This is a genomic window from Sphingomonas colocasiae, from assembly GCF_019880585.1.
Classification (GTDB): Bacteria; Pseudomonadota; Alphaproteobacteria; order Sphingomonadales; family Sphingomonadaceae; genus Sphingobium_A; species Sphingobium_A colocasiae.
On the sequence record NZ_JAINVV010000011.1, the window covers coordinates 251,447 to 265,152 of the forward strand.

Here is a 13,706-nt window from a genome sequence, read left to right on the forward strand (position 1 = left end):
AAAGGAGCCCTGATGCGTACATCCCTTCCTTTCCTCGCCATCGCCGCCGGCCTGCTGCTTGCCGGCTGTTCCGGCGGCGATCCATCGACGAACGCCGCCGACAATGGCGCGACGCCCCCGAACGCCGCCGCACACTCATCCGCCGCCACAGCCGGCGTCGGCCCGGCCGATGTCGAATTCGCCTATCGCTGCCGTGGCCTGCTTTCGGCGGCGTCTGCATCGTCGCGGATCCTGCCCGCCGGGGAAACGCCGCCCGAACTGGCGCGGATCACGATGAAGGCGGTCGCCTGGTGGACCGGCGAAGCCGCGCGCCGGGACGATGCCGCCGGCATCGGCGCCGACAAGCGCGCCGAACTGATCAGCGGCACGACGCGCGTGTTCGTGTCGCGCGCCAGGCTGGAAGAGGCCTTGCCCGTCATCCGTGATTGCCTTGCGCAAATGCCTGGCTGATCGTGGCACACGCCGCACCGGGCGGGTTCATCCGTCCGGTGCGTCACGCTTTGGGTGGAAAGCAGGAAGCGTATCCGCATAATGGCCCGATGCCCGCCGATTCCCCCGACGCACTGGCCGAGACGCTTTATCCCCAGCTTCGGCGGATCGCCCGCGATCTTCACTGGCGCTACGGCGCGGGGGAAACCTTGCGATCGACCGCGCTGGTCAACGAATGTTTCCTGAAGTTGCGCGCCAGCCACGGCTTCGCCGACGAACGGCATTTCCTGCGCACCGCCGCGCGCGCCATGCGCCAGATCCTGATCAATCACGCGCAGGCGCGCCTGACCGCCAAGCGCGGCGGTGGCGCCGTGCTGGCCGCGTTCGAGGATGACTTGCCCGATATCTATTGGGAAAGCGACGAGCGACTGCTGGCGCTCAACGATGCGCTCGAACGGCTGGCGGTCTTCGCCCCGCGCCTTGCCGAAATCGTCGAATACCGGTTCTTCGGCGGCTATTCGGAACGCGAGATCGGCGACATGCTCGACATCACCGAACGCACCGTCCGCCGCGACTGGACCAAGGCCAAGGCGCTGATGCTGATCGAGATGGAAAGCGCCGAAGCCGCCTGAGCCGCACGCCCGGCCGCCCCCGTCAATCCAGATAACGCCCGCGCACCCGCCTTGCCCCCTCGGCCAGCCGGGCGGCGGCCGGGCCGAGCGCGGGCAGCATTGCATCGAAGCGCGCCAGCGTCGCCTTCGCCGCCGCCCTGTCGCCCGCCGCCCCTTCAGCCCTTGCCAGCGCCAGCAGCGCCATGGCGATGCCTGGCGGCGGCGCCTTGCCGGCTTCGGCGGCCGCGATGGCGGCGCGCGCGGTCGCCAGCGGCGCACCACGCCCCGCCGCGATCTCGGCTTCCGAACGCCCGGCCAGCGCCGCGACATGATGCATCGATCCCGCGCCCGCAAATGCCTCCGCCATCGGCACGGCTTCGCCGAGCGCGGCCAGCGCGGCATCGACCTTGCCGGTCTGGAGCAGCACCTTGCCGTGATTGGCGATCAGCGCGGCGGTCGCCGCCGACGCGCCGAACAATTTCCGCCGGATCGCGACGGCCTCGGCGAACAGTGGTTCGGCGCGTTCGGGCCGGCCGGCCAGCGCCTCGATCGCCGCCAGATTATTGGCGGTGTTGAGCGCGTCGGGCGTTTCGACCAGCCCGGTCCGCCGCCAGACGGTGCGCGCGGCTTCGAACGCCCCGCCCGCGCCCGCCAGATCGCCCAGCCCCTGCAGCGACACGCCCAGATTATTGTGGAAAACCCCGGTCTGGCGATTGTCCGCACCGTGCATCGCCAGATGATCGGCCAGCGCAGTGCGCAGCAGCGCCGCCGCCGCCTTCGGATCGTCCGCGCGCAGCACTTGCGCCTCCACCAGCCGGCTGTCGATCAACCGCGCACGCCATTTGGCGGGATCGGCCGCCCAAAAGGCCTGGGCCGCGGCAAGCTGCGGGCGGGCAGCATCCAGATCGCCCATGCGGACCAGTGCCTGCGCCAGATCATAGCGCGCGGCGGCGAGCGTTTCGGGCGGCACCGTTCCCGCCCTGGCCGTCACCACCGGCAGCAGCGCCGCCTTCGCCGCCGCATAGTCGCCCAGATAGAAATGGAGTTCGCCCAGCGCGTGCAGCACCGGCGCCGCGCCGCCGGGCCGGCCGGCATATTGCGAAACGATGCGCTGCGTCGCGCGATCGAGCACGTCGCGCGATCCCGCCTCCGCACCCGCCATCTCGCCGCTTTCGGCAAGCAGCAGGTAAAGCGACTGGCGCACCGCCTCGCTGCGCGCCTCCTCCGCCAGCGCCGCGTCGCGCGCGGCGATCGCCTCGCGCTTCTGGATCAGCGTCGCGGCCAGCCCGCCGGCCAGCGCCACCACGATCGCCGCCGCCGCCGCGATCGGCCAGCGCGCGCGCCAGGCGGCGCGGCGCAAGCGGTAGCCGCGCTCGCCCGCGCGCGCCGTCACCGCGCGCCCGTCCAGCACGCGGCGAAGCTCCTCCGCAAAGGCGTCGAGCGTGGGATAGCGCGCGTTCGGCTCCTTGCGCAGCGCGCGGGCGAGCACGGCGTCCAGATCGGAAACCAGCCGCGCCGGCGCATCGGCCAGCACCGGCACCGCCGCGCGCAATTCGGTCAGTCGCCTGGGATCGCGTTCGAGCACCCGGCCGATGCCGAGCGCGACGGGAACGCCCTCCAGGTCGATCGGCGGGCGGCCCGTCGCCAGTTCGTAGAGCAGAGCCGCCGCGCCATAGACGTCGCAGGGCGGCCCCGCCGGCTCGCCGGTCAGCAGTTCCGGCGCGGCATAGGGGGCGGAAAGCGGCAACGCGCCCTCCGTCCGGTCGCTCAGCGCCAGCTGCTTGGCGATGCCGAAATCGATCACCCGTATGCGGCCACCCGCATCGATCAGCACATTGCCGGGCTTCAGATCGCGATGCAGCACCAGCATGCGATGCGCCTGCGCCACCGCCTCCGCGACCTCGATCGCCAGCGCGATCCGCCGGCCGAGCGCCAGGCGATGCGTGTCGCACCAGCGGTCGACCGGCCCGCCATCGACGCGTTCCATCACCATCCAGGGGCTACCATCGGCCTCCATGCCGCCATCGAGGATGCGGGCGATGCCGGGATGATCGAGATCGGCGAGAAGCTGGCGCTCCGCCTCGAAGCGGGCCCGGTCGATCCGGCCGTCGGCATGGCCCAGCTTGAGCGCACCGCGCTGTTCGAACCCGCCGATCGCGCGCGAAACCGCATAGACCGTTCCCATGCCCCCGCGCGCGATGACGCCGTCTATCCGCCATGCGCCGAAGCGCCGGCCGGCGGGGATGCCCTCGGCCATGGCTTCGGCGGGGCCGGCATGTTCCAGGAAGCGATCGTCCTGCATCCGCGCCAGCATGTCCCTGGCACGCTCCAGCAGCGCGGGATCGTCGGCCAGCCAGCCGGCCAGAAAGGCGTCGCGCGCATCCTCGGCAAGCTCCATCGCCTCGTCGATCAGCGCCGAGAGACGCGTCCATTCGCTTGCCTGCATTGCCCGTCCCGGAATCGCCTGCGATCGCACAGACTTGGCGGATCGCGCGCGCGGGCTCAACCGCTCCCGTTCCATAAGCGTAAAGAAATGGCCGATGGCGCTTTCCTGTTTACAGCGCCCATCGCCGCCGCTAACGGGGCCGCGATGTCCAGCTCGATGATTAAATCGATTAGCACTAAGCCGACCCGCTGCTGCGGGGCGGTCCTTGGTGTGCTGACGGTTTGACGTAAGGCACAACAGGACAGAGCCCCGCGAAGCGCGGGGCGGTCTTGAAATCCACAAGCCAGCACGATCCCGCGCCTCCGCACCAACAGGAGACGTACGATCATGACTCAATCCCACGCACTGCCCGCCCGGCCCAATGTCGGCATCGTCGGCGCCACCGGCCTGGTCGGCGGCATGATGCTGAGCCTGCTGGCCGAGCGCGACTTTCCGCTCGGCTCGCTGCGGCTGTTCGCATCGGCCCGTTCGGCGGGCAACCGCGTGCCCTTCCGCGAAGGCGAGGTTGTCGTGGAGGATGCCGCGACCGCCGATTATGCGGGGCTGGACGTGGTCTTCTTCTCGGCCGGCGGATCGACCTCGCGCGCGCTCGCGCCCAAGGTCGCGGCGGCGGGCGCGATCGTGATCGACAACAGCTCCGCCTGGCGCGCCGATCCGGAGGTTCCGCTGGTGGTGGCGGAGGTCAATCCGGAAGCGCTGCGCAATATCCCCAAGGGCATCGTCGCCAATCCCAATTGCACGACGATGGCGGCAATGCCCGTGCTCAAGCCGCTCCATGCGGCAGCGGGGCTGAAGCGGCTGGTCGCCAGCACCTATCAGGCGGTGTCGGGCGGCGGCATGGAGGGCGTGGAGGTGCTGCGCAAGCAGATCGCCGCCGGCGCCGCCGATTGCGCCGCGCTCGCGATGAACGGCGATGCCGTCGATCTGGGCCAGCCCGAGAAGTGGGCGGTGCCGATCGGCTTCAACGTCGTGCCGCTCAACTATGTGCTGGAGGAAGACGGCTATACCGAGGAAGAGCTGAAGCTGCGCGACGAGAGCCGCAAGATCCTCGACCTGCCGGCGCTCACCGTTTCCGCCACCTGCGTGCGCGTGCCCGTCTTCACCGGCCATGCGCTGTCGATCAACGCCGAGTTCGATCGCGCCATCTCGGTCGAGGCCGCGCTCGCGCTGCTCGGCGTCGCCCCCGGCGTGGTGGTGACCGAGGTGCCCAACCCGCTCGACGCGACCGGCAAGGATCCGGTGTTCGTCGGCCGCGTGCGTCGCGATCCCACGGTCGAGCACGGCCTGGTCCTGTTCGTGGCGGGCGACAATCTGCGCAAGGGCGCCGCGCTCAACGCGGTGCAGATCGCCGAAGTGCTGCTCGCGCAGAAGTGACGCCTCCCTCTCCTCCCCATCGCAGATGGGGAGGAGAGATTCCCCCGCTCCCAGGTTGAACCCTGCCGCCGGCTGGGCCAGAGAGTGCATCCCCACCTGAGGCCCGCCGATGCAGCTTTATCATTGCCGCGATTCCCGTTCGCTCCGGCCGCTCTGGGCGCTCGAGGAAGCCGGGCTTTCCTATGAACTGGAAAAGATGCCCTTCCCGCCGCGCTATTGCGTGGAGGGCTATCTCGACATCAATCCGCTCGGCACCGTGCCCGCGCTGCGCGTCGGCGATACGGTGATGACCGAATCCGCCGCGATGTGCCAGTTGATCGGCGAACTGGCGGAGGATGCGTCGCTGCGCCTCACCCCCGCCGAGCCCGATTATCCGCTCTACCTCAACTGGCTGCACCGCAGCGACGCGACGCTCACCTTCCCGCTCACTCTGGTTCTGCGCTATTCGCGCTTCGAAGCGGAGGACCGGCGCAGCCCGCAGGTGGCGGAGGATTACCGGCTCTGGTTCCTGAAGCGCGCCCAGAGCGTCGAACGCGCGCTGGAAAACGCCCAGCATCTGTGCGGCGGCCGCTTCACCATGGCCGATATCGCGGTGGGCTACGCCTTGTATCTGGCCGACCGGCTGGGCGTCTCCGCCGATTTCGAACCGCGCACCCGCGACTATCTGGCGCGCCTGACCGCACGGCCAGCATTCCTGCGCGCCGCCGAACTTCAAAGCGACATGGCGCTGGTGGTGTGAGAGTCTGTTTGGAAATGCGCCTGCGGCGCATCGCCGCACCGGCGTGATCGGGCGCCTGGCCGTCGCCGGCTATCGCTCGCTGCGCGATATCGTGCTGGAGATGGGGCAGTTGACGCTGATCACCGGCGCCAATGGCAGCGGCAAATCCAGCCTCTACCGCGCGCTGCGCCTGCTCGCCGAGACCGCGCAGGGCCGGCTGATCGCCACGCTCGCGGCCGAAGGCGGATTGTCCTCCACATTATGGGCGGGGCCGGAACGGTTCAGCCGCGAGATGCTGAGCGGCGAACGCCCCGTGCAGGGCACGGTGCGCTCGGTGCCGATCGCGCTCAAGCTCGGTTTTTCGGGCGAGGATTTCGGCTACGCCATCGAACTGGGCCTGCCCGAGCCCATGTATCCCTTTCAGCGCGATCCGGAGATCAAGCTGGAATCGATGTGGACCGGCGAATTGCCCGGCCGGCTCAGCCTGTTCGCCGAACGGCGCGGACCGGCGGTGAAACTGCGCCGGGCGGAGAGCGGCGAGTGGCGCGATGCGCTGGGCAATCTCCTCCCCTTCGATAGCATGGTGACGCATTGCGCCGATCCGCAGGACGGGCTGGAATTGCTGCTGATGCGCGAGCGCATGCGCAACTGGCGCTTCTACGACAATCTGCGCACCGATGCCGACGCGCCGGCGCGCCGCCCGCAGGTGATGACCTATACGCCGGTGCTGGCGGGCGACGGCGCCGATCTGGCCGCCGCGATCACGACGATCCTGGCAGTGGGCGATGCCGATGCCCTGCACGACGCGGTGGAGGATGCCTTTCCCGGATCGCGCATCGCGGTGCAAGGCAGCGATTACGGCGTGGTGGAGATGCGCCAGCCCGGCCTGCTGAGGCCGCTCGACACCAAGGAATTGTCGGACGGGACGCTGCGCTATCTGCTGCTGGTGGCGGCGCTGCTCTCCCCGCGCCCGCCCGAGATCATGATCCTCAACGAGCCCGAGGCGAGCCTTCATCCCTCGCTGCTCGATGCGCTCGCCCGGCTGCTCGTCCACGCATCGCGTCGCTGCCAGATCATCCTGGTCTCGCACAGCGAAAGGCTGATCCACGGCCTGCGCACCGAACACAAGATGCACGAGATCGCACTCTCCAAGCGGCTGGGCGAAACGCATGCCGAGGGCGGAGAGGCGCCACGCTGGATCTGGCCGAAGCGCTGAACGCATGCCTGTGACCGGCCGCACAGCGCCGGGCGCGGCGCGCGTATAAACGGGGCGCGTTACCCATGGTTCGACCGGCCTGGCTCCTGTACATTGATCGGGCCGCGTATCCCGGCAAGTCTCGAACAGGGAGGTGTTCCCGTGAGATTGTCCGCATTCGCGCTTCTGCTCTCCGCCTTCGCGCTGATCGCGCTGCCCGCGCCCGCCCGGGCGGATCGCACGCCCGTCGAAACCCATGCCGATCGCTGGCTGGACCAGCGCGACGGCGAGGAGACCTATTCCGAGTGGGCGGTGCGCAACCTGACCACCGATATCGTCGAGCGGCTGATCGGCCCGGCGGCCACGGGCACCAAGAAGCAGATCGCCGATCGCGTCTCCGCCGGGGTCGCGCAGATGCGCGGCCAGCGGATGAGCAAATGCGCAAAGGCGGCGGTGGAACTGGCGCATAGCCAGACCTTGGTGATGGACCGCCGCGAGGTCATGGTGGGCTCGGGCCAGATGCTGTGGGGCACGCTCTCCGGCGCCGCGGGCGGCGCCGGCACCGCGCAGGACCTGACGCGCTTTTTCGGGCGCGAGCTGGCCGACAAGATCCTGGAATCGGTCCGGCAAAAGGCGATGGACCGCGCCAGGGACGATATCCGCGATTTCTTCAAGCGCGACGGCGTCGAGACCGATCAGGCCAACGACACGCGCGGCCCGTGCAAGACCTTCTACCGGATGGTGTGGGACAAGGGCCAGGAACGCTACGACTTCATCATCGTCGGCGATTGCGGCTGCGCACAGACGGCGGACGGCGTGCGGCTGGCGCGCTGGTCGGTCCAGGGATCGGGCAGCGTGATCCCCTCGCTCCATTACAGCGAGGCGCAGGGCATCTCGATCCGCTTCGATGTCGGCCCGGCGACGCTCCGGGTGACCGCCGCCTGTTGCGACGCCGGGGGGCGGGAAACTTACGAGCGCTTCCCCAATAGCAGTGAAAGCGGAGACGCCTGGGTGGGCGCCGAATGGCGCAACGCGCCGGACAGCGGGCGGACCGCGACGCCCGGCGGCAGCGCCTTGCAACCGCGCCCGATCGCGGAACCCGAGCCGCCGACCACCGCCACCGTCCCCCTGCCCCCGCGCGCCGATGGCGAGCTGATGTCGATGCCGGAGGACCGGTTCAACGATCTGTTCGACAAGGTGCTGGAAGGCGTGGAATCCGCGCAGGCGGCGTCGGAGGCGGCCGAACGCAAGCTCGATACGCTGCGCAACCGCCCCGGCGCGAAGGAGGAGGATATCCGCAACGCCGAACGCGAACGCGACGCCGCCGTCGAAGCGCGCAACGAGGCGACCCGCCGCCGCATCGAGATGATGGACACCCGCCGCGCCCGCAACCGCGCCGGCCAGCCGCAACAACAGCAGCAGCAACAGGAAGAACGCGAGGAACACGAACAACGCGACGACCGCCGCGACCGCGACCTCCTCCGCGACCCGTTCCGCCGGCTCGACAATGAGGAACGCCGGCGCCCACGCGGCGCGGGCGCCGATCACGGATGCTGATCGGGAAAAGCACGATGTCATCCCCGCGAACGCGGGGATCCAGCTTCTTCTTCTTTTTCCGGATGCTTCACGGAATAGCTGGATCCCCGCGTTCGCGGGGATGACAAGTTGGAGCCTGCCTGTAAATCAGGGCGTCACTTACCCCGCCCCGCCCTCGACAACCCTGAACACCGCCCCGCTGCCCGCGTCGCGGACCAGATCCACCGTGGCGCCGTTCCAGTGATAATCCAGGTGCCGCCCCTGGCGCGGCGCCGATGCGCAATCGGGATGGAACAGCGCGACGCATTCGCCGCCCGGATGGCGGACGCTCGGATAGATGATGCCGTCCGCGCCCGCGCCGCGCAGCGCGGCGGCCAGTTTTTGCGCGGGGGCATAGTCGTCGGGGTCGAGGATCGGGTCGCTCGCCGGGTCCGCGCCGCGCAGGTCGTGCAGGTCGGCGGAAATATCGAGCACGATTTCGCGGAATTGCGAGGTCCAGCCCGGCGCCTCCGCCGTGCGCGCCATGAAACGGCCATGATGGTGGATCGTCTCGAACAACGCGGTCTCGTAGCTTTCGGCGACATAAAGCGCGCCATGGCTGCCGTCGGAGAAGCGGCTCGGCCGATCGGGGCTGACATGGGTGAACGGCGCCATCAGATAGGAAGCGCCCGGCCCGCCCACGCGCCGCCCGGCGGGCACCAGATCGAGATTGCCGATCGTTTCCATGATGCGCGGATTGGTCTTCTGCTCCGCCGACAGCAGCAGCGGCCAATCGGCCGGATCGGCGATATCCTCGAACAGGTCGATCGGCGGGAACAGGCTGCGGATGATCCGCACCGCCCCGTTCCATTCAACCCTCGCGACCGGACTCTCCTCCGCCGCCGTCACCACCCGCCGCGCTCGGCGTCGAGATAGCGCCGCACCCGCATGATATCGGTCAGCTCGCCGCCCAGCATCACATCGAGCGCGCTGGCGCCGGCAAAGCCCTGATTGGCCGCGCGCACCCAGGCATAGCCGCGCTGCGCTTCGTTGAAGATCATCCGCAGCGCCTTGTGGATGCCCATCAGGTTGGACAGCCGCGCCCGCCCGTCGCGCGAGAGCCGCCCCGGCCCCTCCGCCTTCCAGCGCCGATAGGTGCGCAGCGGCATGTCGAGCAACGCCGCCGCCTGATCGTCGGTCACATTCCATTTGCCGAACAGGTTGAGCACGGCGCGAAACATCGCCTCCCCCTCCTCCTGCGTGATGGGGTCCGCGCGAAACGCCTGGGGCGTGGTATCAACGGGCTTCAATGCCAGCATGGCCAATCTCCATATGGCATCATATAGGATAGATCATGCCATATGGCAACGCGGGTGCAATGTTATCCGCCGCTGTCCTGCTCGTCGATCGGCAACCGGATGATGCCCGCCTCGTGCTGGCGACGCGCGGCGCGGCGGCGCATGCGCCGGATCCGGCGGGGAACAAGCAGAACGGCGGCGATCGCGATCGCCGCGAGAAGCATGAGAATGGCGGCCTTGATCATGAAAGCCTCCTTGAGCGGACAAGCATATCACTCACAGGCAACACGCACCAATCGAATTGTTGCATCGCAACATGGACATTGCCGCTCCCGATCGACTCCAGCGCCAGTCATTGCAGAGCATGTATAATCCGATGCAGATATCCTCATGACGGCGGGCGGTCGCCACTGCCGTGCGGAAAGGCTTGCCGATTGCCCGATCTGATCGTCACCATCGTCATATCGCTTGTCGCAGTGCCGGTCGCGGTCGGGATCTGCTGGGCCAGGCACCTGATCCCCGGCCCGGCACTCGGCATCTTCATCCTTGCAATGGGCACCGCTCCTCTAATGGCGATGCTCCCGGAGACGGATGCCGAAACCTATACGATCCTGTTCAGCGTTCCTGCCTGGTGGGGAATCATCGGATGGGGATGGATGGCGGGTGCCCCCCGACAGGGAGATCGAAAGAACCGATGGACACTGCCGTCATTGCTTATCGCGGTGGCCGCGTTCGATGCGATCTGTTTGTCCGCGATCTTCATTGCCACCCAGCTTGAGCGCCACGATCGCATGCGAGTCGCGCGCGAATATGAGCAACGCGAGAACCGCCGGATAGCGACCGAGGCTCGTCGATGCGCAGTCGAGCTTGCCGCGCGCGATCCTGTAGCGGACGCGCGCACCGATGTGGCACGCGGCGACGCGACCCCCATAGGGCTGACGGCGATTCCGCATGACGGCCTGGACAGCAGCTTTTACCCTGAGGCTTGCGACAATGCGCCTGAGGGTCATCGCTACCAAAATACGGGAAAATGGTTTCGCCGCAATTTCACGTCCTTCGCCATCGGTCTTGGGACCCCACACAACGCCCCCGAATGCGCACGCGCCATTCGCGATTATGCGGTGCGCTACAATCAGGCGATGATATGGCTGGCGCCGAGGCAGGTTCGGCACTTTTGCTCGAATCTGAAAGTGCTACCCCTACGTCGTCTTTAAATCACCGGCCCGGCCTGTCCGATGACGGCGCCATCTAAACCAGGCTGCTCTTGTACATCTTGAGCAACTCGCTCCACGCCTTTTCGGCGGCGGCCTGATCATAGACCTGGCTGCCCGGCACGCACCAGCCATGATCGGCGGGATAGACCTCCACCGTCGCCTTGCGTTTCGCGGCCGCGAAGGCCTTTTTCAGCTCGTCCTTGGCGGCGGGCTGGCGCGCATCGTCGTTCTTCGCCACCGCGATCAGATAGGCCGCATGCGTCTTCGGGATCAGCAGATGCGGGCTGGCGGGCGTATCGGTGACGAGGCCGCCGCCATGGAAGCTGCCGACCGCGCCGATCCGGCCCGATACCGCCGCCGCGGTGCGGAAGGAAAGCGGGCCGCCCATGCAATAGCCCTGCACGCCCGCGCGCTTGCGCTTCGCGGTCTGCGGCTGCGCGTCGAGAAAGGCGAGATAGGCGACGGCGTCGCGATCGACCGCATCGTCGGTCATCGCCTGGCGATAGCCGATCAGGATCTTGCGCGTTTCGGGATCGTTGAAATCGATCGCCCCCGCCATCACCGGCGCGCGCTTGTTGCGATAGAAGGGATTGGGAACCAGCACGACATAGCCGTCGGACGCCAGCCGCCGGCCCATTTCGCGGAACACCGGGCGCAGGCCCATGATATCGGGCCACATCAGCACCGCCGGCCACGGCCCCTTGCCCGCCGGATGGAACAGCACCGCATCGGCCTGCCCGTCGGGCGTCGTCACCGTCACGTCCTTTTCGGTGACCTTGGCGGCGGCGGCATGGGCGGCGGTCGAAAGCCCGGCGATCAGCCCCGTCGCCACGAAGCCCCTGCGCGAAAGCGTCCAGTTTTCGACCAGACCCGGATGGATATCATTGTCGCACATGCCGCCTCTCCGCGATGGGTGTCACGGGCGCGGATGCTCCGCCTGTGCGGGGCGTCTGTCAACTGGGCGCAAGAGCCTTCCACACGCCGTTCGGACTGAGCCTGTCGAAGTCCTGTTCTTCCTTGGCTCCGCGCCGAAGAAGGACAAGGACTTCGACAGGCTCAGTCCAAACGGTGATGGTGTCGAACACCCCCTCAATACGCCACCGCCGCGCTGTTGTTGCGGTTGTGCGATGCGGCGTGGAGCGCGCCGGTCTTCGGATCGCGGCTGATCGCCACCCATTTGCCCTCGCCGCCCAGCCGCGCCTCCTCCAGCGGGATGACGCGCCAGGCAAGGCCGGTGCCGGCCAGCACCTTTTCGTCGAACCTTCCCTCCGGCACGGTCAGCGTCGTTTCTCCCGTCGCGGGGTCGACCGCGGGCAGATAGAAATCGGCGGTGTTGATCGCCTCCTCCACGTCCATGCCGAAACAGGTATAGTTGAGCAGTCCCTGGAAGGTCCGCTGGTGCAGGCCCGCGCCCATCGATGCGAAGCCCAGCACGGGAACCCCATCCTTGAACAGCACGCCCGTCTCGGTCGGCGCCGGCAGGCGTTCGCCCGGCGTGACGCGCGCGATCATCGCCTGCTGGAACGATGCGGGATCGCCGATCGAGATGCCGTCGACGAAGATGCCGGTCTTGCCCCAGTTCACGCAATTGATCGAATGGGTGATCGCGGCGATATTGCCCTCGCTGTCGATCGCGACGATGTCGTCCGAATGCATCGGGGAATTGCGCTTCCATTTGGTGAAGGTCTTGCCGCCCTCGATCTGCTTCCACAGCGCCGCCGCATGATCCTTGGTCACGCGCGCCGCGTCGCTGAAGTCGATGCCCGGATAGATCGCCTCCTGCGCCTGTTTCGGGAACATGGAGATGGCGAAAAGCTGCGTGATCTCCGCCGCCTTGCGCAGCGCGTCGGACGATTTCGTCCAATGTTCGCCGCCGCACAGCCCCGCCGCATCGGCCAGGTTCTGCGCCTCGATCAGCGATACGCCGCCGAAATTGGGCACGGGCGAGGTGCGAACCGAATAACCGCCGCGCAACGGCGCTTCCAGCGGATCGGCCCAGATCACCCGATAGGATTTCAGATCCTCCAGCGTCATCTTGCCGCCATCGGCCTGGATCGCCTTGATCAGCCGCTCGCCCCATGGCCCGCCATACATATAGTCGGCGCCGTCGCGCGCCACCGCGCGCAGCGTCCTGGCGAGCGCGGGCTGGCGGAAACTGTCGCCCAGCGCATAGGCGCTGCCGTCGGGCTTCACCAGCGTCGCGCGGGTTTCGGGCAGGCGGCGGATATCCTTGTCGCGGAACTTGAAGACGCTGTCGAGCAGCGGCGTCACCGGCATGCCCTGTTCGGCGATATGGATGGCGGGATCGAACAGGCTGGCGAAGGGCAATTTGCCGAAGCGGCGATGCGCCGCCTCCACCCCCTTCATGAAGCCGCCGACCAGCGCGGTGCGGCCGCTCGGCGCGCCCTTGCCCTGCAGCGCCTCCGTGCTGGAGAAATCGATCTGGCCGGGGATGGACATCGGATCGCTCTCGCCGCGCACCGTGTTCCATTCGGCGTTCATCGTATAGGTCTTGCCGGTCTTCGCCTCGTGATAGACCAGAGACATGATGCCGAAATAGCTGATCGGCGCGCCCATGGTGAGCGCCACCTGCGCCAGCGCGCCCGTCATCACCGCATCGATGGCGTTGCCGCCCTGTTTCAGCGCCTCCAGCCCCGCGCGCGCCGCCAGCCCGTTATAGGCGACGGTCACCGCGCCATGCGTGCCCCTGGCCGCGCCCGCGCGGGTGCGATCGACGCCCTGCGCGGTCATGAAGCGATCATATTCGCCCTTCGGCCAGCGCGCGGGCGAAAGATCGACCTTGCTCGCGGCGGCGGCGAGATGCGGGGCAAGGCCGGTCGCGGCTCCGGTCGCGATCAGGCCCTTCATTGCGGTGCGGCGCGTCACTTTCATTTTATCCTCGTCTG

Annotated in this window: 13 protein-coding genes; 7 read left to right on the forward strand and 6 right to left on the reverse strand. The window is 68.0% G+C overall.

The genetic code is table 11. The features are described from left to right. Positions 1 to 12: 12 nt before the first annotated feature. The gene (locus tag K7G82_RS22850; protein WP_222992263.1) at positions 13 to 450 is read left to right on the forward strand and encodes a hypothetical protein; all 438 of its coding nucleotides are present in this window, start codon (positions 13 to 15) and stop codon (positions 448 to 450) included. An 89-nt stretch (positions 451 to 539) separates the two neighbouring features. Continuing rightward, positions 540 to 1,061 (forward strand): ECF-type sigma factor, encoded by a 522-nt coding sequence (locus K7G82_RS22855; protein WP_222992264.1) that lies wholly within the window; start codon positions 540 to 542, stop codon positions 1,059 to 1,061. 22 nt (positions 1,062 to 1,083) lie between these two features. Here the strand turns inward: K7G82_RS22855 and K7G82_RS22860 are convergent, their stop codons facing one another. Continuing rightward, positions 1,084 to 3,486, reverse strand: coding sequence for a serine/threonine-protein kinase (locus K7G82_RS22860; RefSeq protein WP_222992265.1), 2,403 nt, complete (start codon positions 3,484 to 3,486; stop codon positions 1,084 to 1,086). 327 nt (positions 3,487 to 3,813) lie between these two features. Between K7G82_RS22860 and K7G82_RS22865 the strand changes: the two genes are divergently transcribed. From K7G82_RS22865 to K7G82_RS22880, 4 genes are all read left to right on the forward strand, one after another. Then, a complete protein-coding gene (locus K7G82_RS22865) occupies positions 3,814 to 4,860 on the forward strand; it encodes an aspartate-semialdehyde dehydrogenase (RefSeq protein ID WP_222992266.1) in 1,047 nt (348 codons plus the stop codon). Between the two features lie 109 nt (positions 4,861 to 4,969). Next, complete coding sequence (locus tag K7G82_RS22870; protein ID WP_222992267.1) at positions 4,970 to 5,599, forward strand: glutathione S-transferase family protein; 630 nt, start codon at positions 4,970 to 4,972, stop codon at positions 5,597 to 5,599. A gap of 43 nt (positions 5,600 to 5,642) precedes the next feature. After that, complete coding sequence (locus K7G82_RS22875; protein WP_222992268.1) at positions 5,643 to 6,794, forward strand: AAA family ATPase; 1,152 nt, start codon at positions 5,643 to 5,645, stop codon at positions 6,792 to 6,794. Positions 6,795 to 6,935: 141 nt separating this feature from the next. Next, on the forward strand, positions 6,936 to 8,330 hold the full coding sequence (locus K7G82_RS22880) for a hypothetical protein (protein WP_222992269.1): 1,395 nt from the start codon (positions 6,936 to 6,938) through the stop codon (positions 8,328 to 8,330). 138 nt (positions 8,331 to 8,468) lie between these two features. Here the strand turns inward: K7G82_RS22880 and K7G82_RS22885 are convergent, their stop codons facing one another. From K7G82_RS22885 to K7G82_RS22895, 3 genes are all read right to left on the reverse strand, one after another. Next, a complete protein-coding gene (locus tag K7G82_RS22885; protein ID WP_425517305.1) occupies positions 8,469 to 9,146 on the reverse strand; it encodes an RES family NAD+ phosphorylase in 678 nt (225 codons plus the stop codon). Between the two features lie 47 nt (positions 9,147 to 9,193). Then, entirely contained in the window at positions 9,194 to 9,607 is a 414-nt protein-coding gene (locus tag K7G82_RS22890; RefSeq protein ID WP_222992271.1) for an MbcA/ParS/Xre antitoxin family protein, read from the reverse strand. Between the two features lie 62 nt (positions 9,608 to 9,669). Next, positions 9,670 to 9,831, reverse strand: a complete 162-nt coding sequence (locus K7G82_RS22895) for a hypothetical protein (RefSeq protein WP_222992272.1) — start codon at positions 9,829 to 9,831, stop codon at positions 9,670 to 9,672. Positions 9,832 to 10,020: 189 nt separating this feature from the next. Between K7G82_RS22895 and K7G82_RS22900 the strand changes: the two genes are divergently transcribed. Next, positions 10,021 to 10,800, forward strand: coding sequence for a hypothetical protein (locus tag K7G82_RS22900; protein WP_222992273.1), 780 nt, complete (start codon positions 10,021 to 10,023; stop codon positions 10,798 to 10,800). A gap of 34 nt (positions 10,801 to 10,834) precedes the next feature. Here K7G82_RS22900 and K7G82_RS22905 read toward each other — a convergent pair whose 3' ends face one another. Both K7G82_RS22905 and K7G82_RS22910 read right to left on the reverse strand, forming a co-directional pair. Continuing rightward, complete coding sequence (locus K7G82_RS22905; RefSeq protein WP_222992274.1) at positions 10,835 to 11,695, reverse strand: dienelactone hydrolase family protein; 861 nt, start codon at positions 11,693 to 11,695, stop codon at positions 10,835 to 10,837. Positions 11,696 to 11,889: 194 nt separating this feature from the next. Beyond that, entirely contained in the window at positions 11,890 to 13,692 is a 1,803-nt protein-coding gene (locus tag K7G82_RS22910; RefSeq protein WP_222992275.1) for a gamma-glutamyltransferase, read from the reverse strand. Between the last annotated feature and the right edge of the window lie 14 nt (positions 13,693 to 13,706).

What these genes read in the sequence shown, in the direction of transcription:
- K7G82_RS22860 (WP_222992265.1), bottom strand. Translation starts at nt 3,486, where the DNA reads ATGCAGGCAAGCGAATGGACGCGTCTCTCGGCGCTGATCGACGAGGCG.
- K7G82_RS22895 (WP_222992272.1), bottom strand. Translation starts at nt 9,831, where the DNA reads ATGATCAAGGCCGCCATTCTCATGCTTCTCGCGGCGATCGCGATCGCC.
- K7G82_RS22870 (WP_222992267.1), top strand. Translation starts at nt 4,970, where the DNA reads ATGCAGCTTTATCATTGCCGCGATTCCCGTTCGCTCCGGCCGCTCTGG.
- K7G82_RS22890 (WP_222992271.1), bottom strand. Translation starts at nt 9,607, where the DNA reads ATGCTGGCATTGAAGCCCGTTGATACCACGCCCCAGGCGTTTCGCGCG.
- K7G82_RS22850 (WP_222992263.1), top strand. Translation starts at nt 13, where the DNA reads ATGCGTACATCCCTTCCTTTCCTCGCCATCGCCGCCGGCCTGCTGCTT.
- K7G82_RS22855 (WP_222992264.1), top strand. Translation starts at nt 540, where the DNA reads ATGCCCGCCGATTCCCCCGACGCACTGGCCGAGACGCTTTATCCCCAG.
- K7G82_RS22910 (WP_222992275.1), bottom strand. Translation starts at nt 13,692, where the DNA reads ATGAAAGTGACGCGCCGCACCGCAATGAAGGGCCTGATCGCGACCGGA.
- K7G82_RS22865 (WP_222992266.1), top strand. Translation starts at nt 3,814, where the DNA reads ATGACTCAATCCCACGCACTGCCCGCCCGGCCCAATGTCGGCATCGTC.
- K7G82_RS22905 (WP_222992274.1), bottom strand. Translation starts at nt 11,695, where the DNA reads ATGTGCGACAATGATATCCATCCGGGTCTGGTCGAAAACTGGACGCTT.